Raw genomic sequence first — 24,050 nt, forward strand, 5'->3', positions numbered from 1 at the left:
CGTTTCACCTGAAATCTGCAATCCTGATACTGCCCATTCTGCGGTCAACAAACACCGTTACAGAATCTGAATGGACGTTTCCATTGTTTTCCTTAGCCTCGACTGTCACCGTGTAAGCGGCGTCCTGCAGCAGTCCGGCATCCCACAGGTACACGTAGCTGCCAGTGCTGTTAATGTCGCCCCTATACATCGAATCCGGCAGGGCGATGACGATCTTTTCTCCGTTACCTTCGATCGTGATCCTCTGGGTGTAGAAGCCTGCGTTTGAATAGTTCACCGTCCACTTGATCGGTTGCTTTTGCCTGGAAATCGTGTCATTGTTCTTGATGACCGTATCATCTATTTCCACGTACAGGGGTAGCGTAGCGTTGGTGAGGTTACCGCTGATCGTACCAATCGAGTAAATCGTATCGCCGACGAACCACGCTCTTTCAGACTCGTTAGAATCTTCCCGGATAAACTCCACGTAACTTTCCGGGGTAATGGGCGCAACTGTACCGTTGGCATTAATCTTGAGCGTATAGTGTACCTTCCATACCTCATTGAGCTTGATGATGCCGGGGTTCCACGTAAGGTGATATTTATCGCCGATGGTCCTGATTAGCGGATTGACTGGCCGCTCGAGAATTCCGTTGGTGTGGGTGACAATCGCGCTATCCATGACGTATTCGGTGTTGTTGACGATCACGCCGTTCACTTCGCTTCTGTCCGATATGATCTCCATCGTCGAATCGGCAGCGATGACGCCGCCGATCTCCTGGCCGATATCGTAGTAAGCGGCTTCCAGCTGCTCCGGGCTCAGCACCCTGTAGTAGTATTCGGGCTTGCTGGCTATCTTCTTGAGCGTATCCTCATCGGCCATGCCCATGCCTATCGTGAAGATGGTATAGCCTTTAGCCTTGGCTTTGTCAGCCTCGATGAGGTCGAACTCAGGGTACTGGGAGTAGCCGTCCGTCAGGACGATGATGTACTGCTTGGCAGTACTTCTCTTGTGAGCGTCCAGTTCTGCGATCGCTTTCTTGATACCAGAGGAGATGTCCGTGCCACCGCTGGCGCTTAAACTGTTAATTGCATTTTTAACCGTCGTTTTGTTAGTTCCTGAGTTCATCTGTTTCAGCGCCGAATTCAGGCTGGCCGAAGTGTAGAAGGATACGACGCCCACCTGGTCTCCATCTCCTCTGCTCTCCACGAAACTTACGGCCGACGTCTTGGCAACACTATCTGTCGTGAGTTTCGAGCCAAGCCTGAGAGGCGGCTTCAGGACCATCAGGCTATACGTTGCATCCTCATCTGTGCCAGTAGCAAACTGGATTCCGTAAATCTCGTATTTGCCATCTATCGCCATCTCGTCAGTAAACCAGACGTAATTCTCGTTGCTGCTCTGCGAAGAGGATACGCTTCCCGAGTAGCCCTTTTTCGGATTTGAAACGTAAGCTCTGCCGTCTGGTGCGATCACCATCAAATTATAGTATTCGCCGTTATCGTAGTTCGTATACGGCGATGAGAGCATGATCTGGATGTTTCTTTCATCGCTGTTGTGGTATGTCGCAATATGTTCCCAGCGGGTGTTGTTGTATATGCCCCAGTTGTCATCGTACATCGAATCAGCATAATTGTATGCGCTTTGATAACTGGAGTAATAGGAAGATGGCTGGGACCCGCTGTTCGTGATCGTCTGGGACCTGATCTTCAGGCTGTACGTCGTCGTCGAGCCACTGCCTGTATAACCCTTGATAAGCAAGCCATAAATCCTGTAGTTACCATTCTTCGGGCTGTTGATTGTCAGTGTATTCTGGTACGTTTTGTGGCTGCTACTAACCCCATCGTAGTTTTTCCCGGCCACATAGGTTTTCCCATCAGGGTCTATTACCATAAGGAAATAGTAGTTGCCATTTATGCCATAGTACCTGTTGCTGGGCGAGTTGAGCTCTATGGTCAGCGGCGTACTCTGGCTATTGCTGTAGGTATAGAGCAGTTTCCACTTGCTGCTTCCCACGATCCCGTCCCAGAACTTGTTTGCATTGTTGTACGCGTCAACTTCGCTGTTGAATGTACTCCTGCTGTTCCTGGCCAGAACGCCTTTTTGCGGGCTTCCGGAAGCCGGGTCGGGGAAGACCATCCCGGCATTCCAGGCCATGCTCCCGGACCTGTCCATGACCAGCATTACATCCGAAGGCTTGGCCCGGTTTTGCCAGCCGAGCCCTTTCAGCGTGATATCCACCGTGATGTACGGGTTCTTTTCCAGCTCTACGACCCCGGCAGTTCCGCTCGTTGTCAATTCCGTGTCAATACTGATGAAAGTGGCATTTGTGTATACAATCGTGAAATACGCCGGGGGAAGTGAGCCGCTCGTAGCCTTGATCTTAACCTCGCCTTTGCCTTTCGCATCAGCGCTCAGGAGGAAGGTCGACTCAGCTTCGCCGTTGGCATCGGTAACGACCGTCTCAGGGCCTGTGATCGTGCCCAGCAGAGTATTCATCGACTCGAATGTGACCGTCTCCCCTTCGATGGGGTGGCCCCACTTATCAGTCACCTGCGCTATCACGGATGTAGCGTGGACATCTTCCATGCCTGCCGGTGTCATAACCTCCGCGCTGGCTATCACGTTGGGCTGGGCTTTGAGCACGATTTTTTCCGGCCGGCCGCAGTCGTATGTTAGCGTGATGTGCTCGGTGACGGACCCGTCTGTAGACTTGACTTCCAGGAGCACGCTTCCCATATACAGCGAAGGTGGCAGGATGAACTCCGCGTAGCCGTTTGAGTTGGTTGTGACCGAATAGGGCGTCTCTTCGCCGTCCTTGTCAACGTCAAGGACCACGTTGCAGACCGTGTTGTTGTTCGCGTCCTTTGCCCAGACCTTTATCTTGTAGTAGTCACTGTTATTTGCCAGCACGGGAGTCCCCGGCATCGGTACCGCCTCTAGTTCTATCTTGCTAAGGCTTCCGCCGTTACCCTTGATGGCCTTGTAGGTGATGACCCCCGAGCCGGGATAGCCCAGCTCCGGATTGCTAATCACTACCCTGTTGTTACCTACTTTAGTGCTGAGCCTGAAGTTGAATACGACCATGCCATCGTCGTCAGTTACTGCCGAGTACGCAGAGGGCGTGGCCAGGTTTTCTGGTGACTGGACTACAAATGTCAGGGGGACACCTGCGACCGGTGTTGTCCCGTCCAGAAGAATCACCGTAAATGGTACTTCGCTGCCAACCGTCATCTCGGGTGAAAAGTCCGGAAATTCTAAGTTTAATGCGATAAACCTGACCTGAGCCGACTCTGACAGGCCGTTAGCCTCTGCCGTAATGCTGTAAATGTGAGAGTCGGTGCGAGGGCCGATCTCTTTTCTGGCAATGCCGTCCTCACCGGTATACAATGTTACTTTCGTACCATCTATTGTCACGCCGACAGGCGTAGCATTGCACGGGGTGCCGGAGGCATCTTTCACCAGGACTTCCAGTTTGTACGACCGGGTACCGTCTGCGTTGAGGAGCGTGGACTTCGGCAAAATTAATAACGACGCAGGCAGCCCGGCGACCGAGATCTCCTTTGTCGCCGAATACGTCGAATAAGTCGCAGTTAGCGATGCAGTTCCTGCTCCGGGTCCCGCTGTAATCTGTACCCTGGCGTGACCCGTCGGATCAGTCGTCACAGATGTCGGGCCGGAGATACCTGCTCCAGCATACGTCAGAGTGATAACAGCTCCCGCAACCGGTTTGTTGCTATCGACCAGGTAAACGTCTGCAATGGCTGTCGTCCCGGCAGTCATCTTCGCAGGAGTAGTGACGATCAACGTCGGCGAACCGACTTCTCCTGCGTATGTTAGCGTGCTTCCAGCAACGATACATGTGATTATGGCGATAGCCATAGCTAATACAGTGTGCCTGCAGAGCCTGGTCATATAGCAACCGCTCCCCCGATAATAGAATGATTGCTTAAACAATTATAAATACTTTTTTAGAAGGCTCTAAATACGAAACATTTTTATTTGATTTGCTCAAAAACATGTTATTTTTATCTACAAATTTAAATATACGTGCCCCGGGTATCGTACAGGTAGCTCGTTTCCCCGCACCTTGTAGAGTGGTGACTCTGCCCGCCGGCTAAAAAGATATATGTATAGTCTCCGCAAATACTCTCGCTACCGAAATTATCGTTTACAAACCGGTGTTACTCATGAAGCTTGAACCATCGCAGGTAAAAGAAAAGTTCGGGCCGCTGTTTTCCCAGCGGCTGCTGACCATGGTGGATGACTCCCGGGGCGTCGCGGAGATCATCGAGACATGCGCCGTCCGGGGCACTATCGAGTGGGACGCGGTCAACCGGTGCCGGGCGGGCGGCATCATCGAGTGGTGCGAAGTAGAGGGTACCACCATGACGATGAGGGCGAGGCTCGGGGTGCAGAAGGCGAACTTCGGCCCGGCCGACAGCGAGATGGGTGGCCAGGCCCTGGAAGGCGTCACCCTCGACGGCGACACGGTCAGGACCCAGTGGGCGGGCACCGGTGGCGCCGGCCTGGGTGTTGCGGCGTGCCTCACCCAGGCGCCCGGGGTACTCTATTCTATCTACCCCAGTGAAGCCGACCTGAAAGTAGGCGGCTCCCACACGAACCGGGTGGAGATCGTTACGCCGCTGTACGAGAAAGTGACCATCGGCGTGGACGACACGGACAACAAGGACGGCGGCGCCACGTGGGTGACAGCCCTGAAGGCGAGCAAGATCGCCGCCACCCTGCCGGGCGTGCAGGCCCTGAACCTCAGGCTCATCCAGCTGTGCCCGAAGTCGCCGAACAAGACGACCAACTGCGTCTCCTCAGCGATCACCTTCGCAGTCAGGCCCGACGCTTACGACACGCTGATCAACAGCGTCGTGGACACAGTTAAAGCGGAAAACAAGTCCGAAGAGCCCGGTATCGCCGTGTACCGGGGCATCGGCATTCCCGCGGGCCTGAAAGAGTTCGGCTGGGCGACCAAGAGACAGCTGGTAAGCATGGCGGACGTGAACACTAAAGCGCAGGAGTTCGGCGTCGAGTTCATCGACCTCATGGGCCCGAAGGCGGGCAGAATCGGGGCGCTGGCAGCAGTGGCGCTCTCGGAGGAAAGGGCAGAAGTAGCAGCCCTCCACGAGGACAAAGCGCTGCCCCTCATCCGAAGGTGAGCGTGAAATGGTCTGGGATACCATCGTCGCAGGCGCAAAGCGAAACCGGGCCAGGATAGCGGTAGGCATCGGCCCCGAGTACGTCGACAAAACCGTCACCTGCGCCGAACATGCGGACGCCTCGAGGTTTGCCGAGGTGACCCTGGTCACCGGCAGGCGCATCGAAACCGGGCTCCCCCAGTACGTATCCTCAGACCCTGAGGCGGCGCTGATCCGCCTGCTCAAGGAAGGCAAGGTCGATGGCGTAGTCAGAGGCTCCCTCAGCGCCAGCGCCACGCTTAAAAATTTAAAATCAGAAATGGGCCTCCAAAAAATAATGCGGGTATCCTTGCTCAAGACGCCTGCCGGCCGGTTTTTCTTCTTCGCCCCCGTCGGCGTGGACGAAGGCTGGACCGTCGAAGACAGAGTCGAGCTGGGCGTCCTCGGCGCAGACCTCATGCGCCGGTTCGGCATCGAGCCCGACATCGGCGTCCTCTCCGGCGGCCGGCTCGGCGACCGGGGCCGATCCCCGAGAGTCGACAAGTCCATGGACGACGCGGAAGAAGTGGCCCGGCTGCTCATGGAAAAGGGTATCAAGGCGAAGCACGCCCAGATCCTCATCGAGGACGCCGTCAACGACCATAATTATGTCCTCGGTCCCGACGGCATCAGCGGCAACTTAATCTTCCGATCTCTATGTTTAGTCGGCGGCGGCGACGGCTACGGCGCTCCTTTAGTCGGTACAGACATCGTGTACGTCGATACGTCGCGGGCCGGCAGCGGGTATGAGCATGCTATCTGCATGGCCAGCGCGCTGTGCAAGAAATAGTAGTTTTTAAAGATAGCCCTATCAGCACAGCGATTTTTTCTACCACAGAGGCACAGAGGCTCACAGAGAAACTGTTTACCACAGAGGCACAGAGGCTCACAGAGGTTCACAGAGACTGATTTATTAAGTGGTTACTATCCAGTTATTTATCGAAAAATCTCTGTGTTTCTCTGTGTCTCTGTGGTGAGCCGTTCTCTGTGTTTCTCTGTGTCTCTGTGGTGAAAATAAAAGGTGTTTATTGTTATAGCTATATTTCTTCCACCTTTGGCTTAAGCTCTCCGCGCACGCCGATCTTCTTCGCCTCTTTGACCTGCAGCATGCAGTCCACGCCGTAGGCGTCGTTGAACTTTTTGTAGTCGGCCATGTTGAGGAAGGCGGCGTCGATGGATACGGCGGAGTCGGAGGCGTAAATGCCAATGTCGTCCATGACTCTGTGGCCGGGATTCGGGAGGCAGTCGCAGAACTGGACGATGTCTTTTGCGAAGCTGACATACGAGACTTTGTCCTTCTTAAAGGTGGACAGGACCCCATATGCAGCGGAGGCCAGCGCCATGCTCAGGGCGGGCATGTTGACGAGCTGGATAGCTCCAGTCGGGCAGGCGTCTCTGCAGGCGGGGCAGCGCATGCATAGCTCTGACGTGTTGACTGCTTTTCTGTTGACGATCTCCGGCAACTGCAGGGCACAGGCATTCCTGCATGCGCCGCAGCCGACGCACCTGCCGCCGTCGATCTCCAGCCCGACCGTGCGGTGCTGCCGGAGCTTGCCGGTGCATGGCGTACAGCCCATGGCCAGGTTCTTGATCGCACCGCCGAAGCCGGTGAGCGCGTGGCCTTTACAGTGCGAGACCACAATCATGGCATCAGCCTCCGCAATGGCGCCGGATACCTCGATCTCGTCGAGAATGCCTTTAGTCTTCACAGTCCTGAAGCTCTCGCTGCGTAGCCCGTCTGCCGGTATAAACGGCGCCCCGCCATAACCGTTGAGCTCAGCGTTCTCCCAGTGGTCGACCGCGTTGCTGCGGTGAGCCTGATAGTAAGTTGACGAGTCAGTCAGGAACGGCTTGCCGCCTTTACTTTTCACAGCGCCTATAATCTGGCGGACGAAGAAGGGCGGGATGTAGTACGGGTTGCCCAGCTCGCCCACGTGGAGCTTGATGGCGACCAGATCACCTTCGCCAACGCAGTCGAATGTGCCGGCTTCTTCGTACAGCACCGAAGCTTCGTCCATGAGATTGTATCCTGTATCCCAGGGGGTGAAATAGACGGTCATGGTCATTAGAAGGACGGTTAATGACAAATAGCTTAGCTCTGACCCACTCACTTTTTATTTTATGGTGCCCTCTCCTTTGTTTGGGCAGCCGTATGAGTAAGCCCAGGCGCTAGCGCCTGCTCAAAAAATCTCTGACGCTCTCCTGTCCGAAGGACAAAAGTTTTATTATGTGGTGAGCAAGCATATAATCAAAAAATCTCTTGCGGATGATCTCATGATTGGAATGATTCTCTGCGGTGGCATGGGGAGCAGGCTGAAGCCTTACACTGATTCTACTCCGGCTCCGCTTATCGAAATTAAGGAGCAGTACACGATCCTGGACAAGCAGCTGTTCGATTTCGCGGCGGCTGGCATTACCGAGGCAGTATTGCTTACCGGGTACAAAGGTGACATGATCGAGGCCCGGTACGGGAAGGAGTTCAAGGGTGTCCGCTTATTGTACCACTACGAAGAGAAGCCTGAAGGCACTCTTAAGGCTATCCGGGCTGGCATGGAGATGGTGAAGAGTGACACGTTCCTCGTCAGGAACGGCCATATCGTGTCCGATGTCAACATCCGCAGGATGATTCAGAGGCATGAGCACGGCACCAACGGGGCTACCATGTTCGTGACGAGGATGCGCAGCCCGTTCGGCATCGTAGAATTAGGGGATGACCGGGTGAAGTCGTTCCGGGAAAAGCCCGTTTTAGAGTACTACATCAACGGAGGCGTGTACTGCCTGAACCGTGACCTGCCCTTCGACCAGTTCGAGGGCGGGGCGGTCGAGCAGACTTTGTTCCCCCTGATCGCGGAGAGCAACCGGCTCGGCTACTACAGGGAAGACGACGTGTTCTGGAGCCAGGCCAGCACTGTCCGTGACTTAGAAGATATCCGCAAGGAGTACCGGAACAAGACTGACAAGCCATGGGGCTACGAGAAAGTTCTCATTAGTACGGACAAGTACCTCACCAAGGAACTGTTCATTCGTGCCGGCTACCAGACCTCTTTCCACAAGCACCCCCGGAAGGACGAGACCATGTACATCATGAGCGGCGTCGGCTACATCGAGTTCGAGGACCACAAGGAGTTCTTCCAGAAGCACGATACGATAAGGATCGAGCCGGACGTCCCGCACACTATCGTGGCCACCGAGAACACCGTGCTGCACGAAGTCAGCACTCCGTTCCTGGAGGACACCGTCCGCCTGACGGACTACTATAACGTGAGGTAATCCCGTGAAAGCGTTCATCCTCTGCGGCGGCCGGGGCGAGAGGCTCAAGCCGATCACCGATAAGATCCCGAAGCCGATGGTACCCGTAGCTGGCAAGCCTATCCTGGAATACCAGGTCGATCTCTTGAAGAAGCATGGCGTCCGGGACATCGTGTTCCTCGTCGGCTGGTACGGCGAGGCGATAGAGGCCTATTTCGGCGACGGCAGCAAGTTCGGCATCCGGGCCGAGTACTCCTACGAAGACCCGAACAACCGTCTGGGCACCGCCGGGCCGATCAAGGCGGCGAAGGACAAGGTAGACGGCGCCATCATAGTCATGAACGGCGACATCATCTCCAACACCAACATAAGTGAGATCGTCGCGTTCCACACAAAAAAGAAGTGCCTAGGCACCATCAACATGATCAACATGCCCTCGCCCTTCGGCATCATCGACCTGAACGGCGATCACATCACCCAGTTCCGTGAGAAGCCCGTCCTGCCCTTCAAGATGAACGCAGGGCTATACGTTATCGAAGCCGACGTCGTCGACATGATGCCCGCAGTGGGTTCCATTGAGACCGACGTCTTCCCGAAGATAGCAGCAGAGGGGAAGCTGTGCGGCTACGACTCTACTGGAATATACTGGAGCGACGTAGGCACCCACAAAGACCTGGAGAAAGTGACCAAAGACGTCCAGTCTGGTGCTTTCAAGCTATAAGCGAGAACGCCCCTCGCCTTATTATTATCATCACTTTTTCCGGGGTCATTTCACCGCGGAAGTGTACGACTAAATAGCAACCATAGAGGCACAGAATTACTGTTTTACCACAGAGGCACAGAGGTGCACAGAGAACTGGTAACCACAGAGGCACAGAGGTGCACAGAGAACTGGTAACCACAGAGGCACAGAGGTGCACAGAGAACTGGTAACCACAGAGGCACAGAGGTGCACAGAGTTACGTCTATAAAATGATTACCATTAAATTATTCGCTTAAAGTATCTCTGTGTTTCTCTGTGTCTCTGTGGTGAGCCGTTCTCTGTGTTTCTCTGTGTTTCTCTGTGCCTCTGTGGTGAATAGTAGGACTTTTCACTCTTTCTTCTCCTCTTCATGTTCATGCCTGTGGTGGATGTCAGGGCGGTGGGCGTGGGTGTGCCGGACCTCCTCATGGTGGTGCATACCCGATCCCGGTGTTTTGAACGGGTGGTGGGTGTCGGGCTCATAATAGTGTTCGTGGTAGACGGCGGTGTGGACGTGGACGTGGTCGTGGTGCTCGCCGAACAGGAGGGCGGCTCCGGCGATCATCAGGGGCAGCGAGAGGAGGAGCTGCAGGCCCGGGGCGTCGGTGAAGAGTACGAGGGACAGGGCTGTGCCGGCAAAGGGTGCGATGCCGAACCATGCGCTGGTCCTGGCTGCTCCCATGCCTCTGGTGGCCCTGATGAACATGACGATGCTGAGCCCGTAGCACAGGGCGCCTACGATCAATACGATGACTACGGGAGTAATGCCGGCGGGCATCTGCCGGCTCAGGGCGGCGGCCAGGATGAGTGAGAAGGTTCCTGCGGCCAGGCCTTTGATCAGCCCTATGGTGACCGGGTCTTTGGCCGATATCCGGCAGGTCACGTTGTTGTCGATGCCCCAGAATATGCATGCTCCCACGACTGCGAGAGCGCCGGCGGAAATTCCGAAAGCGCCTGAGAGGTCGAGGGTCAACACGGCAGCCGCTACCGTGATCAGGCCAATGGCAACCCACACTCTCCGCCCGACGGCTTCCCTGAAGGCCAGAACGGCAATGCTCGTCGTGGCGACGCACTCGAAGTTGAGCAGCAACGATGCGGTAGCCGCGGGCGTGGCCTGGAGGCCGAGCATCAGCAGGATCGGGGCTATGACGCCGCCGGAGATGGCGGAGGCTGCCAGCCAGGGGAGGTCAGTTTTAGCCAGGCCTGCTTCACGTTTTACGGTTCGCAGCCTGGTGGTGATCTTTGCCAGCAGCAACCCTGCCCCACAGCCTAAATAAAGTAGCGCGGCAAGGACGATAGGGTCGACGCTACCCAGTAATGCTTTCGCCAGCGGCGCGCTGGCCCCGAACAGCGCCGCCCCGCCGACGGCCAGAAACACGGGGTAAATCTGCTGCCGATCCATCATCTCTCCCTCCGCTATATTTGCGTCGGAAGCGTGAATAAAGTATCCTGTAATTACCGCAAAATATCTAACCGGGTGGAACCTACCGCTATTTATGCGCCTGAAGGCTCTGTTGTACCTGCTCATCACAGGGATCCTGTCGATATCGCTCCTGGCGTCGGGATGCACCCTGCCCCGGGCTACTCCTGCCCCGACGGGCACCCCGGTGCCCGGCTCGCCTGCAGATGCCGGAATACCTGAGATCTCTGATATGTCCCCTGTGGACACGGCGCTCGAAAGCAGGCCTGTCTTCATCGAGTTCGGCGCCCCCTGGTGTTTCTGGTGTGAACTGGAAAAGCCGGTGCTGGAGGACCTCTCGGCCGAGTACCCGGACATCGCCTTCTACAGCGCCAACGCCGACGAAAGCCCCCGTCTGGCAGACGATTTTTACGTGCAAGGCATCCCGGCGATGTACCTGATCGTTAAGAAAAACGCTGACGGCAGCTACGTGTACATTGACCCTGCAGGCAAGACGAGCAGTGACCGTGCTAAGTCGATGATCAGGGGATACCGGACCTACGATCAGCTCAAGCCTCTTATGGAGGCGGCTGAGGCCGCGAAATAATAGAGTGTTGTTTCAGTGCAAGTGAACGCACTGACGATTAACACTCTTTCTATCTCTTATCTCTCTTTCACCCGCAATAAATTATAAATCCGCAGGCGCATAGTATGAGTTTGAACGTCGGTGCCGTTATGGTTATGAAAGGTCTTGAGTTACCCGTAGAGAGCCTTGTGCAGTGCGAGAATCTGATCATGGATTCGATCGTGAAGATCGTGGAGCTCAGCAACTCCAGCGGGGCGACTATCGCGCTGAGCGGAGGCATTGATTCGGCGCTGGTGGCGACGCTGGCTTCCCGGGTTGTGGATGTGTACGGGCTGCTCCTGCCGGACAGCGCCTCGACGACGCCGGAGGACATGAGGGACGCGGAGTTGCTGGCGAAAGAGCTGGGCATTGACTGCGAGGTGATTGAGATCGGGGATCTGGTGCAGGCTGTCTATGACAGGAGGCCCAGGATAGGCCCTGCGGAGTGCCGGCTCGCCTACGCCAACGTCAAGCCCCGGATGCGGATGATCGTGAACTACTTTGCCGCCAACCTTGACGGCCGCGTCGTCCTGGGCACGGGCAACAAGACCGAGCTGCTCATGGGCTACTTCACCAAGTACGGCGACGGCGGCGTGGACATACTGCCTATCGGCGACCTGTACAAGACCCAGGTGAGGCAGATGGCAAAGCACCTGGAAGTACCTGCAGCCATCATCGAAAAGCCGCCTTCCGCAGGCTTGTGGGCCGGCCAGACGGACGAGGCTGAGATGGGCGCTACCTACGAGGAGATCGACTCAATTCTCTACGCCGTGTTCGACCTCGGGATGTCGCTGGAAGATGTGGAGAATGCCACTGGTGCCAGCGATGCGACTATTAAGATGGTCATGGAGCGGGTGAAGAACAGCGAGCATAAGCGGAGCATGCCGCCTGTGGTGGGGCTGAGCGAAGTATTCTCGCGACAATAAAATCTGCTCAAAATATTTTGATACCTGATTATAAAGACTGTAGGAAAATAATACACCCACATTCCGCTGGTAATTTTTAGTCATAGTATTTTTTGTACGGTTCGCCTAACAGGTCAAGGATTGTTCGCAGATCGTCTGTGATATGAGTGATCTCGGTCAGACTGTGATTTTCTATGTTTACATGCACTTCAGCCACCCCTAAGAACAGGTAGAATACCCATTTCATTGTAGGGTTTTGGATTCGTTTTTTAGTCTGGCTCCGAACAGTCTTCCCTGACGATTTCAGCTTCTCTCGAAGCTTCCATTCAAGTATGCTGTAGATGAGAAGGCACAAGACCATGATCATTGCCAGGGCCTCGATCCGCTCTGGTTTTTTCAGGTACACGTTCGATACTCGGAACGTGTCATCTTTCAGGAATCTGAATCCCCGTTCGACGATGCCCTGATCCTTGTAATCGGTGAGTAGTGATTCCCCGTCTCTTTCAACGTCGTTGGTGGCAATGATGAATCTACCCAGCCGCTCCCGTCTCCGAGTCACTTCTTCCTGGTTGGTCTTGATCGTTGCCTTAATCCTGTAAAACTCTTGAACCGGTTCGTTCTTCCTGGGTCTGCCTCTGCCATTCTTCTTCCGGAAGGCCTCCGTGGAAACCGCTTCGAATTTTACCAATGGGTGATCCAGGATCCATTTGTGGGCGGCTTTCAAAGCATCTTCTCCGCAAAAGAACTCTTGGTTACGCAGGTGCACGAAACTTTTCTCTGTAGCATCTAACTCCACCGATAGTTTCCGTTCGAAGGTGCCAGTCATCGTTTTCTGCATCTCCTTCGAATTGACCAGGATCCACTTCTGAGGGACTCCAGCATAATCAGACAGGGTCTCATAATACGAGTAACGCTGGTCCTTACAGGGTTTCAGCTCCACGTCACTTCCCAGAAGCTGAGCCGCCTCCTTGATCGTGTTCGGAACACGGCTAATCCAAAAAGTACTGACGCCAACACCCTGCAAATTCTCCTTCGTATAAAAGGCACTATCAGCAACATGATACACCTTATCCTTTGAACTGAGGCCACGTTTCAAAGATTCAACCATCTCCATGAGGCTCTTACGATCACTATGATTCCCACTGAACGCCTTCATAAACAATGGCATACCATGATGGTTACAAGCTAACCCCACCACGAACCGTTTCAAGTCCCAACGCCCATCCTTAGGCAACCCAAGATTGATCTTGATGTCCGCCTCCCCCTCTTCCGGGTACTCGCCATACAAGCTGAAACTAGTCGTATCCAAATGCAAAAGATGTGTACGTAAGCCCAGTTTCTTCATCACGCCATTAAGAATGATTTCGTTGAACAACTCGGTCGGCCCGTACTCGCTGATACAATCCAACGTCTTCCCCAAAGCATCATCATTCAAATACTCAGGACTTACGCCCCCTCCAAGAAGCCGCTCACATGGCACTTTACTGAAAAACTCAGGAGTCATGTATAATGGCCGATCAACGAATCCCAGCCCATTCAGGATCATCGCTTTAACCGTGACACCATGACCAATCCGATGCACCCGTTTTTTAGGAAGCACCTCATCGATAATGCCAGCTACCCCATACTCATCATAACAGCCGGCAACCAATCCCAGATGATCAAGCATCCTCGTATCAACGTTTTTCATTAACCAGTGATACGAGAAGACAGCATAAAAACAAGAAGCAAGAACAGCAAGCCATTACACTGCAAAAGCGACCCACTCAGGGCAGTAAATCAAAAACCCAAAATTTACCAGCGGAAAGTGGGATACAGTGCGTCGGAGATAAAATAGATATCTATTTTATCTCCGACCCTCTGCCACCGCTTTTATCCCTGAGCTGCGAAGCTGGCCTCTAAGGTCCCCTCTGTCAGGTAAAGGTACTTGATATCGTTGCTGGACTTGAAGCTGATGTTGAGCCACGACGTCTTGTCGTCGTATTTCCATTTGGGTTTATTGTCGACATCAGTAGTGAACACAGGGTTTGTGTCTTGCAGCTGGGCCTGGTAACTCATCAGCCATAGGTAGTGCTGAATGAGGTCGTGCAGCGTCTTCTGTTCACCGATGTCTACGTCCCTGTATGTTGGATCGTCATACTCTGTCTTAGACGGGTCCGTATCGATGCTGCCAGGGGAATTCCACGGGTTCCAGGGCGAGCTCATGTTGCGGCCCCAGGAGGCGGAAGGTATCGACGAATGAGGGTAGTCGCTTACCTGTTTATCAGGAGATTCACTGACGTAATTTAAGTACAGTTCGTGATTGAGCATGTTCAGGTCGATCGGATCCATCTCCTTACGGTAGTGTGGGTAAACCGTGTACCAGATCTCTGTCACGCCGTTTACCGGATCATTGTACACGAGTGTTATACTGGCATACTCTTTGTTATTGTTACCTGTCGTCCGGTCTACGTATATGCGGAATTCTTGGCCCGAGGGGATCTTGGCGTCGAAGCTACCCCTATAGTCGTTCCCCTTGTTCTCGGGCATCAGGTGTAGGTTGAACAGGTCGATCGGAGCATCGTAGGACGTATCTAGACCGATAGTGTTGAAGCCGCTGCCAGCAGGTCCGGACTGTATCGGCGATCCGGTTCTCAGGGATACGTTGACACTGCTGTTCTTATCGTCTACGATCGCATCCGCCCTCGTCCGGAGGTTGATGTAGTCGGCCCACGCCTTGTAGTACTTCGACTTGATGGTGATATTGATGGCGTGGTCGGAGGTGATCGGGTTGGCAAAGGTGTCATTGGGGTATATCAGCGTCGTGTTGGTCGAGTTTACGTTGATCAGGACTTTTCTGTTGCCAGTGGCCGAGATCGACTCGTCGCCCGAAATTCTCATGATCGGCAAGGTGAGCGTGACACCATTATAGTCGAAGTCCGGGGGTGAAATCATTAGGCTGCCATTATCCACATACTCCCATATGCCTCCGGCCTGGTAACCTACTTCACCATGGTCCATCACGCATCTGATGGTGCCGAGAGTGCCGTTATATATCAGCTTGTTAGTTTTGGTAGTGTTGTTGTAGTCGTAGATCATGATGTGGCTGTCGTCCCAGGATCCGTTGATGTATACGGTGCCGTCTCGCAACTCGAAGGGAGCTTCCTGGTAGATCGATGTGCTAAACCTGGCTTTGCTTATCTTGGAGTCTGCGACGGTGAAGGCCTGCTCCGTACCGCTGTATTTCGACGCTGCCTGCGCATCGCCGACTATGGAGCTTCCGAGCAGGACGATCAAGACAATCGCCGTGGTGATTATTCCCAGCAGCAAAACCGCGCCGTATATCTCTGATACGGCGAGTTCTCGCCTCCGATTTATTTCTCCTGTAGCTTTCAAGATGGACATGTTAGCCATACCTCTTAGCCTATTTATTCTCTATAACCAGATAATCTGGAACGATGCAAAGTTTTATGCCACCGGGGAAGGCTTTGCTGAGGATTAATTCCCCGTCACTCCCCTGGTGTTTCGCGAAGCCGAACTGTTGTTGCATATAGTTACCAATAGCTTCTGCGTAGTCTCCGGAAATGGTTATCCTGATATGGTGAACCCCGGTGATCGATTTCGCACCGACAGAGTAGACTGACTGGGACATTTTGGAATAGTACGGGGTGCTGAATGTGAGCTGAACCGGCCCATTTCCGGAGATGAAGACGTAGCTGTACATCAGCGGTACTTCGTTGTACACAAAGGTCTCCCCGTTGCTGTATATCTCCGGCTCCCGGATCATGGTGGAGCCGTCGTTCCAGAGGGCGTATACTCCTCCGTCCACGTAAGCTACCCTGTTCGTGTTCTTAGTGTACTCTAGCACAGTCAGGGTCCTGTTGTCGAAGCCGAGGATGTTGGGCATAGTGCCGGCGTTATCACTATAGTAGGATATGTTGATGTAGCCCGTATCCCGGGTTGCTAGGGTGCCTCCATACATCTTGATTTCTGAAGATGCGTAGGGTAAGTTGTGCATTGCAACATTGTTACCGTTGTACGCCAGGATGTCGAAGCTTTCCTGGACGTTTTTCATGTGCCCTTCGTCGATGTAGGCGTTAAATATCGGGTATCCTACCGTGGAAATCAGGATAAAGGAAGTGATGAGTATGCCCGATATCATGATATAGCCTATCGATTCGGATACGCCTGCATCTGAAGTCCTCGTCGATCCTTTCATCAGAACACCATCAACGCTATTTTCGAGTTGCTGTCCGGGTAGAAGATTTTCCCCTTGTTCCCCGTGTTGTAGAATAAGGTCGTGTTTGCCACGCCTGTGTCCGAGTGGAAAGTGGCAGTCCTGTTTACGTCGACGTTCGAGCCCCACGCGACCTTGACCGTTCCGGTTTTGCTGGCATCGCTGTAGTTGATCTGGATCAGGTAATGATCCCCTCGCACTGCCGGCGGCAGGTCCAGTATGACCGTGTAATCGGCAATCAGGTTGCCGTAGTAGTTGTCGTTATACTGGTTGTTGTACACGTTTGTGGAGGCCAGCGCCAGGCGGTTCGCAATGTCGCCAGCTATGATGCCTAACTGCTCGTCCAAGATCACTCGCTCCGTCGTCGAGATCACGTTGCCCAGCAGCAGGAGCAGGATGGTGAATAGAATGGCAGTGATGGTCAGCGAGAGAATATATTCTATCAAGATACTCGTGCCGCTATCGTCTTTTATCCGATCTCCACGCATGTCTTTCACCCTCGCTCAATACCGGGTGGTATCTTCAGCCTGGTTACCGTCCAAATCAATCACCCAGATCGTGTGTATCATTTTCTCTTCCTTATTACCCGGTTTCAGAGTAGCGCAATCGACAAACACATGCCTTCCGCTATCTGAAGCTGTGAAGGCGTATGCTTTGTTCCATTTATCGTATGTAAAGCTGTCTCCATTGATGCTCGAACTGAAGTATACTTTGCCGGTGTATTTATCGTACTGGTTGCCAAACTGGTCGATTGCGGTTACTGTGATCGTGTCACTCGAGGCTTGCCACGGGTCAGTTACTGTGATCGTCAGATGGTCGAATACCGGCGTGGGGTTCGGTGTCGGTGTCGGTGTCGGCTCCGGCGTGGCCGTCGGTGTCGGTGTCGGTGTCGGCTCGTTAGTGTTCAGCAGGATCATCGTCACGTCGTTGGACAGGTTGCCGTGAGCCCTGTCAGGATTCGGGCCAACGCTAGCGTTGATCCTGACTGTATACACCAGTGAGGTGAGGTAGTAATCGACGAACAGATAGCCGTTATCGTCGGTGTGCAGGTCGGCGTGCTTGCCTTTTATGTTACCACTGGCGTCGGCCAGGTGCTCGTTTCCGTTAGCCATCAGGGCTCCGGCCGGCACCGTGAAGTTGACTGTAACGTTTGGCTCTGGCATGTACGTAGTGCTGTTCACCACTTCGACGATCAACAGCACGTGCTCTCCCAGCCGAAGCGTGGTATCGTTAGCCCCCAGCCTGACGATGACGTTTCCCGGGTCCCTGCCCCCATGGTAAGTCCCAGGAGTCAGCGCTGCCTGGCTTTTCGACTTTATGACGTACGTTTTACTCGAGTCTTTATCGCTTACGTACAGCTGTTGAGTGACATCGCCCGAGGTAAAGACCGGCGAAGAGTTTTGTACGTGGGTGCCTTTGGTGAGGGTCATGTTGTTGGTCGCGCTGATGAAGGCAGTAAAATTCTTGGCAAACATGGACTGGTCTCCGTTCGCGACGTTGAGCGCGTAGTTCATTTCGTCTACGGTCATTTTCATGATCGACAAGTCGTCGTACTGCGATTGATCTGATAAGCCGAGGTAAGCGACATTATTTGAGTAGATCAGGTTGTTCAGCATGATAGTGACTATAATGATCACTATCGCGAGCAGGAACGCGCTAGTCAGCATCACCTGGCCCAGTTCGCATTTCACCATTAATGCCATTCACATCACCCACAGGGTCAGCCTGACCTCGATCACCGTATGGAAATCATAGGCTCCTCCTCCGATGTCCGGCAGGATCAGCACCGGCATGGTCGCCGAGCCGTCGAACCTGTCGCCCGGAGGGATTTCAGTTCTGTTGTTGTGCAGTACAATGAACCGGGATACGGTCACAGAGTTCTCCGAAGGGTCGCCGTTCCAGATCATCTTGGATACCCGGTTATAGCCGCCAGGATCAGGGTAGCCGATCTCCACGTTGTAGGCGATGCTGTTGTTTGTGAGGGCGAATTTTAAGGCGCTGGTCAAGGGAGTGTTTAACTCTTTGACACTGCCGTTGTACTGGCTGATAAATGCCGTACCGTTCCACGTATATGTGTCGTAGTACGAGAATACTGCCCAGTCAATGACGCTGCGCTTCAGCAGGGAGGGCACTGCCATACTAGTCTCGTTGATCCCTGTAGTGTTACTCATCGCGGGCGTCTCGTCTAACGTGACCAGTATGTCGTTGCCCAGGTTCTGGAGCTCCAGCTTGATGTGCTGGTTAGTGAAAGACGAAGAGAGAGGCGTCAGCGACGTGGTCTGCACCACTATGACCAGCACTATGATCATGATAAATGCCGAGGCTATAGCTTCGATTGTGTACATCTGCCCGACTTCGCCCCTCTGCTTCTTCACTTTTTACCACACCCTCACGGTCACGATTGCCATTCTGCCCGGGTAGCGGTCCCGGAAATCTTCGTTAAAAAAGTTCCACGTTGCGTGCATGTAACCATTGTACCCATCGGGTAGCGCATTCGCGTCCCTGATCATGACAAACCGCTTACTCTGCCCGACGTTGCCATTCCCGGGAAGCTGTCCGTGGTTTATATTTATAGTGGGCTGGTTATCCGCCTGGATCGTGACCTGGAGGTTGTACAGTAAAAGCGCATTACCGCTGCTGTTTAGCCCCAGGTTCTCCCTGAGAGTTTTATTGTCGGGGCTGTTCATTACGGCGTTAAAATTAGCGATCTCTCTTGCATCCAGCACGCCTGGCAACTTCGTAGTCGAATTGTTAACTGCAAGAGTATCCTGGATAAGGGTAGCTGCCACTCTGTCGGCCGTCATTGTCAGCTCGTCGGAGTTTGAGTGGAAAGGCGTGAACATGCCCGGTATGAAGGCAAATACGAAGATAAATGCCATCAGGAATACCGTTATTCCCACGAGATAGTCTAGACTAATCTGACCATCGCTGCTACCTATCAGTCGCTTCATACATTTCGTCCGTGACCCCCGTCTTAGACCCCCGAAGCGATTACAAAGTAATAATTACTTTATTTTATAAGAAGCTATCGTCAAATAATCAAATTAATATCTTTTATACGCTTAAAAATGAAAAACGGGTCCGGCAGCTGGCACTGATCTTGCTGCCGCTGCCGGCGTCCGACTTATATGCTCTGCAGGCTCAGCCTGGTGTACAGTATACCCTCTGTAATATACAGGTACTTGATATCCTCGCTGGAGACGTACGAGAGCTGGAAGGTGGACGCGCTTCCGTCGTACTTGTCCTTGCCGATGACCTCGTAGAACGGCCCATTGTATACGTCGTTGTTCTGCTGGTCTTGTTTCGCCATGACCCACAGGTAGTGCTGGGTTATGTCGTGCAGCGTCTTGGCGTCCCCTTCGACGACGTCGGAGTAGGTGGTGTCGTCGTAGTCGATCTTCATGATGCTGCTGTCATGGACGCTCATGTCGTCGCCCCACGTTACAGATGGGTCGCCTTCGTAGGTCATCTCTATGCTATGGTTGAGTAAGTCGACATCGAGGGAGCCGTCGTTCTTTCTCTCAAACGGGATAGCCGTGCTGAACAGCTCTGTAATATCGCCGTTTACGTACTTGTACTCGATGTAGGCGTATTCCTTGTTGCCGCCTCCCTTGGTGCGGCTGACCGTCATGAGGAGATCGGGGTCCGGCACATTATTCTTGTTCGGGGAGGGCACGCCGTAGGTGATCGTGTAGTCGTTGCCGGTGTTCCGCAGGACCAGGTTGAGCTTGAAAGTCTTGACCGGCGCGCTCACGCCCGTCTCCATCGACTTGGTGGTGAACCCCGAACTGACCAGGCCAGACTGCACTGGTACGCCCGACTTCAGGGAGACGTTGACCGTCTTGTTCTTGTGGTCTATCATAGCCTGGGCCCGGGTACGCTCGTTGATGTAGTCCGCCCACGCCCTGTAATAGTCGGACTTGATGGACAGGTTGATGGCAAATCCCTGGGGGACCGGGTTGCCGCCCACGCCTTCCTTCGGATAGACCAGGGCCGGCGAGCTGGAGTTGACGTTGATGACTACCTGGCTGTTGCCCGAGGCTGCCAGGGCCTCGTCACCCTTTATCTTTGTCACGGGCAGGGTCAGCGTGACGCCGTTGTAGTCGAAGACCGGCGGAGATATCATGACGCTTCCCCCGTCGGGGTAGAGGGTCCAGATGCCACCGTCCTGGTAAGCGATTTCCCGATCGCCGACCTGACACGAGATGGTGCCCATGCTGCCGTTGTAGATCTCTGTTACGCCGTCTATGTTGTAGACGATGATGTGGCTGTTATCCCAGGAATCGTTGATGGTTACCGTACTATCCCTGAGCTCGAACGGGGCTTCCTGGTAAATGGATGTGCTGAACCGTGCCTTGCTCAGCTTAGATTCGGCAACGGTAAAAGCCTGCTCGACGCCGTTGTAGTTGGCGTCGGTTTTGGCGTTCGTGATAGTCTGCATGCCCAGGGTAAGGACGATGGTGATCCCTACCGTCACCAGCCCGAGGAGCAGAATGACTCCCATGGTTTCAGAGACAGCTGTGCTGTCGTAGATTTTGCTGCACCGCATACGATCAAGTCCGTTCAAGTCTTTCTTTTGGTCTACGGCTCTCATCCGCTAGTTCGCCTCTATCGTCAGGTAAGACTGGATTAGCTGCAGCCGAATCCCGGACGGGTACGATTTGCTGACTATGACTTCACCGTCAGGTCCCTCGGACTGGGTGAAACCCAGAGTCTCCGCGAAATACCTCCCGAAGGCATCCGCATATTCGCTCTTCATCCTGATGTCGATCCGCTTCACGTCGAACGAGGCCGCCGTGGGCAGAGAAATGGTCTGCGACATCTTGCTGTAGTACGGGGTGAGGAACAGTATTCTGGTCAGCCCGTTGCCAGCCACACTCACGTCGCTGTTGTATACCGTGATCGTCGGCACGATCAGCGAATCCGGGGTGGTGTGGATCGGGGGATCGGTGAGCATGACCGAGCCTGTGGGGTAGTACCGGCATACGCCTCCGTCGATGTAGGCTACCCTGTCGGTTCCCTTGGTGTACTCCAGGACCTTCAGGGTGGTATTGTTGCTGCCGATCAGGCTTGTTCCTCCGGTGTCACCGTAATAAGATATGTCCATGTAGCCGGCATCCCTGGTGGCAAGCGTGCCTCCGAAAATCTTCAGCTCAGAGGAGGAGAAGGGGGATTTGTGCATGGCTACGGTGTTGCCGTTGTAGGCGATGATACTGAAGCTCTGCTCGACGTTGGTCATGTGGCTCTGATCGAGGTAAGTGCTGTAGGCCGGAAGGCCCGCCGAGTAGACGACGAAAAACGCTATCAGCATGATCGCCGTGAGCAGGATAAAGCTCAGAGATTCCGATACTGCGTCAGAGTTAAAAAGCCGGGGCATCATCAAACGCCCTCCATGATGATCTGGTTGCCCACGCTATCGTAGTACATGTAGATGCTCTGGCTCGGGCTGTACAGGCTGACTGGCCTGACGCTGATCTCCGAGTGGAAGCCGGCCGTCCTGGAGAGCGTGATCTCGGACTGGTAGTTTATGTTTACGAAGCCCGATTTAGTCGCGGGATCGTAGGTGACGTTTACCTGGTACTGCTGGCCGTTGACCAGGCCCGGCAGTTCGATGTACTCCGCCGACCCTCTGACGCTGCTGGCATATTCAGGGCTGCTGTACTGGCCGGTGTACACCTCGTTGGAGAAACCGGATATGCGGCTCGCCACGTCGTTCGAGACGATCCCCAGCTCGTTACCGATCACTACCCTGTCGACGCTGAGGAACGTGGTGTAGATCACCATGACGAAGACGGAGAACAGCACGGCCGTGATGGTCATCAGGAATATGTACTCCACCAGCACGCTCACTCCGGAATCGTCGTCCTTTACGTAAGTTTTTAAGGTCATTGCTACTCCCGTCTCTGCTTCTGCCTATGACGGCGGGGGCCCGCTGTATGTTCGTGTGGTCGTATAGCTATACGCTACGTTGGCGATCTTGTCGATGGCCGTGATTTCGATGTTAAGGGTCACGCTGTAAGGCGTCGCCGGGTCGATCCAGTGCAGCCTGGCAGAGACCGTTTTACTGTACCCTTCAGGGCCGTCTATGCCATGTTTCTCGTAAATGCCGCTGATGTCTCCGGAGGAGAGGAGCTCTAGATTAGTTGCCCCGGCTATGCTGACTTTGACTGTGAAGTCGTCGAAATCGTAAGTGCCGGGATCTACCGTGACCGGCACTTTGACGGTGATGTATTCAAATATCACCTGGCCTTTCTTCTTGCTCTCATGGGATGCCGTCGGGGCTCCTACCGATGGCGGGTGGGCAGAAGTGCCCGGAGGTATGACCGGCTGGCAGTCGATGATCACCGTGTTAGACGACACTGTACCGTTGGTGGCATGCAGACTTTGCATGCCCGGGACCAGACTGAGGTACCTGAAGGTGGCTTTGCCGTTGGCATCCGTCACCGCAGCCGTAATCGGGCTGCCGCTCAGCATGTCCTGGAACTCTCCCGCAGTGGCGTGCAGGCTTACCCGGATGTTTTCCAGGGGCAGGTTCGTATCCTGGTCTGTCACCTGGACGTATATGAGCGAGAAGTCGTTCCCGTCCGGCTCTATGGTTGTCTTATTGGTGCCCATGACTATCAACGGCTTCGTTACCCCCGGCGTCGGGGTGGCCGACGGGGTGGGGGTGGGAGTCGCTCCGCCCGGGTTGTAGTGATAGTTTGTCGTGATCCTGTAAGTGTAGTTGAAGTTCTTCTCAAAGATGTCCAGGCGGGTATCGGTAGCCTGGTATGTTGTGCTGGGGCCGCCGACGGGCTTCGGCGCGGCCGAGGGCGAGACTGTGATATAGATGCCCTCAGCCACAGTCATCGAATTTACTGCCCTGGCGTAATCGTTCATGTACTGCCTGAACTTGATCGGGTCGCCGCCCGTCTGCTCGTATGCAAGCTGAGCTTCATCGATTGTGGCCTCTTTAATCGCCCGCTGCTCGTATCCGGACTGGCCCATAAAGCCGAGATAAGCCATATTATTGGAGTAGATCACGTTGTTCAGCATCAGCGTGATAATGACCAGAATAATGGCAAAGAGGAAGGCGCAGGTAAGCATGACCTGGCCTCTCGTATCGTCGTTCCCCATCTACATCACCCACATAGTCAGCTTTACGTATGCTGTATTGTGCAAGGTCGTGCCCGGGCTGATGTCGGGCAGTACCATAAAGTTGTCATACCTGTCGCCGACGGGGATCTCGTTATCGCCGTCGTGCAGGACCACCAGCCTTGAAACCGTCACCGAGTTCTCCGAAGGGTCGCCGTTCCAGATCATCTTGGACAGGCGCACATGCCCGTTCTTGTCAGGGAAGCTAACCTCTACGTTGAAGGCTACGCCATTGTTGGCGAACGCGTATGTCAGCGCGCTGGACAGCGGCGTATTCAAAGGCGCATAGCTGGCGTTTGTGGCGCTGACGTAAGTCGTGTTGTTCCAGGTGTAGATGTCGTAATAGGAATACACGCTCCAGTCGATGATGCTCTTCTTCAGCTGCGAGGGCACGTTCGGATCGCTGTTGTTCACCAGCTTGGTCTGGTCCAGCGTGGACAGGATGTCGTTGCCCATGTTTTGCAGCTCCAGCTTCACGTGCTGGTTGGTGAACGAGGTAGAGAGCGGTGTCACAGAGGTAGTCTGAACTACGATGGATAGTACGATGATGATAATGAACGCTGCCGCCAGGCCTTCGATCGTGTGAAGTTGTCCTCTGTCGTCTCGCACGT

Annotated in this window: 21 protein-coding genes; 6 read left to right on the forward strand and 15 right to left on the reverse strand. The window is 54.2% G+C overall.

Annotated elements, in window-relative coordinates; translation table 11 throughout:
* Positions 1–4 precede the first annotated feature (4 nt).
* Positions 5–3,895 (reverse strand): VWA domain-containing protein, encoded by a 3,891-nt coding sequence (locus RCI_RS11860; protein ID WP_081477340.1) that lies wholly within the window; start codon positions 3,893–3,895, stop codon positions 5–7.
* Positions 3,896–4,170: 275 nt separating this feature from the next.
* Here RCI_RS11860 and RCI_RS11865 point away from each other — a divergent pair, with 275 nt between their 5' ends.
* Together RCI_RS11865 and mtxX are read left to right on the forward strand one after the other, a co-directional pair.
* A complete protein-coding gene (locus tag RCI_RS11865; protein WP_048198548.1) occupies positions 4,171–5,151 on the forward strand; it encodes a tRNA(Ile2) 2-agmatinylcytidine synthetase in 981 nt (326 codons plus the stop codon).
* A 7-nt stretch (positions 5,152–5,158) separates the two neighbouring features.
* Positions 5,159–5,959: a methanogenesis marker protein Mmp4/MtxX gene (gene mtxX, locus RCI_RS11870; RefSeq protein ID WP_012036689.1), complete on the forward strand. Its 801-nt coding sequence runs from the start codon at positions 5,159–5,161 to the stop codon at positions 5,957–5,959.
* A 247-nt stretch (positions 5,960–6,206) separates the two neighbouring features.
* Here mtxX and RCI_RS11875 read toward each other — a convergent pair whose 3' ends face one another.
* Entirely contained in the window at positions 6,207–7,229 is a 1,023-nt protein-coding gene (locus tag RCI_RS11875) for a DUF362 domain-containing protein (RefSeq protein WP_048199299.1), read from the reverse strand.
* Between the two features lie 214 nt (positions 7,230–7,443).
* Here RCI_RS11875 and RCI_RS11880 point away from each other — a divergent pair, with 214 nt between their 5' ends.
* Positions 7,444–8,439: a sugar phosphate nucleotidyltransferase gene (locus tag RCI_RS11880; RefSeq protein ID WP_012036691.1), complete on the forward strand. Its 996-nt coding sequence runs from the start codon at positions 7,444–7,446 to the stop codon at positions 8,437–8,439.
* Between the two features lie 4 nt (positions 8,440–8,443).
* On the forward strand, positions 8,444–9,139 hold the full coding sequence (locus tag RCI_RS11885) for a nucleotidyltransferase family protein (RefSeq protein ID WP_012036692.1): 696 nt from the start codon (positions 8,444–8,446) through the stop codon (positions 9,137–9,139).
* Between the two features lie 370 nt (positions 9,140–9,509).
* On the opposite strand, the gene RCI_RS11890 is transcribed toward RCI_RS11885, so the two are convergent.
* Complete coding sequence (locus tag RCI_RS11890) at positions 9,510–10,565, reverse strand: DMT family transporter (RefSeq protein ID WP_012036693.1); 1,056 nt, start codon at positions 10,563–10,565, stop codon at positions 9,510–9,512.
* A gap of 91 nt (positions 10,566–10,656) precedes the next feature.
* On the opposite strand from RCI_RS11890, the gene RCI_RS11895 reads away from it, so the two are divergent.
* Together RCI_RS11895 and RCI_RS11900 are read left to right on the forward strand one after the other, a co-directional pair.
* Positions 10,657–11,166 (forward strand): thioredoxin family protein, encoded by a 510-nt coding sequence (locus tag RCI_RS11895; RefSeq protein WP_012036694.1) that lies wholly within the window; start codon positions 10,657–10,659, stop codon positions 11,164–11,166.
* Positions 11,167–11,294: 128 nt separating this feature from the next.
* The gene (locus RCI_RS11900) at positions 11,295–12,110 is read left to right on the forward strand and encodes an NAD+ synthase (protein WP_231844841.1); all 816 of its coding nucleotides are present in this window, start codon (positions 11,295–11,297) and stop codon (positions 12,108–12,110) included.
* 76 nt (positions 12,111–12,186) lie between these two features.
* On the opposite strand, the gene RCI_RS11905 is transcribed toward RCI_RS11900, so the two are convergent.
* From RCI_RS11905 to RCI_RS11960, 12 genes are all read right to left on the reverse strand, one after another.
* Positions 12,187–13,779 (reverse strand): IS1634 family transposase, encoded by a 1,593-nt coding sequence (locus RCI_RS11905; protein WP_012034696.1) that lies wholly within the window; start codon positions 13,777–13,779, stop codon positions 12,187–12,189.
* A gap of 182 nt (positions 13,780–13,961) precedes the next feature.
* Positions 13,962–15,473, reverse strand: coding sequence for a DUF7289 family protein (locus RCI_RS11910; RefSeq protein WP_048198550.1), 1,512 nt, complete (start codon positions 15,471–15,473; stop codon positions 13,962–13,964).
* Positions 15,474–15,492: 19 nt separating this feature from the next.
* Positions 15,493–16,287, reverse strand: a complete 795-nt coding sequence (locus RCI_RS11915; RefSeq protein ID WP_012036697.1) for a DUF7289 family protein — start codon at positions 16,285–16,287, stop codon at positions 15,493–15,495.
* Positions 16,287–16,793, reverse strand: coding sequence for a DUF7266 family protein (locus RCI_RS11920; RefSeq protein ID WP_148266616.1), 507 nt, complete (start codon positions 16,791–16,793; stop codon positions 16,287–16,289). Before RCI_RS11920 ends, RCI_RS11915 begins: the two co-directional genes overlap by 1 nt.
* 15 nt (positions 16,794–16,808) lie before the next feature.
* The gene (locus RCI_RS11925) at positions 16,809–18,008 is read right to left on the reverse strand and encodes a hypothetical protein (RefSeq protein ID WP_012036699.1); all 1,200 of its coding nucleotides are present in this window, start codon (positions 18,006–18,008) and stop codon (positions 16,809–16,811) included.
* On the reverse strand, positions 18,009–18,680 hold the full coding sequence (locus RCI_RS11930) for a DUF7288 family protein (protein WP_012036700.1): 672 nt from the start codon (positions 18,678–18,680) through the stop codon (positions 18,009–18,011).
* A gap of 3 nt (positions 18,681–18,683) precedes the next feature.
* Complete coding sequence (locus RCI_RS15915; RefSeq protein WP_012036701.1) at positions 18,684–19,256, reverse strand: DUF7287 family protein; 573 nt, start codon at positions 19,254–19,256, stop codon at positions 18,684–18,686.
* Positions 19,257–19,429: 173 nt separating this feature from the next.
* Positions 19,430–20,899, reverse strand: a complete 1,470-nt coding sequence (locus RCI_RS11940) for a DUF7289 family protein (RefSeq protein ID WP_012036702.1) — start codon at positions 20,897–20,899, stop codon at positions 19,430–19,432.
* Positions 20,900–20,902: 3 nt separating this feature from the next.
* Positions 20,903–21,685, reverse strand: a complete 783-nt coding sequence (locus tag RCI_RS11945) for a DUF7289 family protein (RefSeq protein ID WP_048198552.1) — start codon at positions 21,683–21,685, stop codon at positions 20,903–20,905.
* Complete coding sequence (locus RCI_RS11950) at positions 21,685–22,194, reverse strand: hypothetical protein (RefSeq protein WP_012036704.1); 510 nt, start codon at positions 22,192–22,194, stop codon at positions 21,685–21,687. Before RCI_RS11950 ends, RCI_RS11945 begins: the two co-directional genes overlap by 1 nt.
* 24 nt (positions 22,195–22,218) lie before the next feature.
* Positions 22,219–23,421, reverse strand: coding sequence for a hypothetical protein (locus tag RCI_RS11955; RefSeq protein ID WP_012036705.1), 1,203 nt, complete (start codon positions 23,419–23,421; stop codon positions 22,219–22,221).
* Complete coding sequence (locus tag RCI_RS11960; RefSeq protein WP_012036706.1) at positions 23,422–24,048, reverse strand: DUF7288 family protein; 627 nt, start codon at positions 24,046–24,048, stop codon at positions 23,422–23,424.
* Between the last annotated feature and the right edge of the window lie 2 nt (positions 24,049–24,050).

This window comes from Methanocella arvoryzae MRE50 (genome assembly GCF_000063445.1).
Lineage (GTDB): Archaea > Halobacteriota > Methanocellia > Methanocellales > Methanocellaceae > Methanocella_A > Methanocella_A arvoryzae.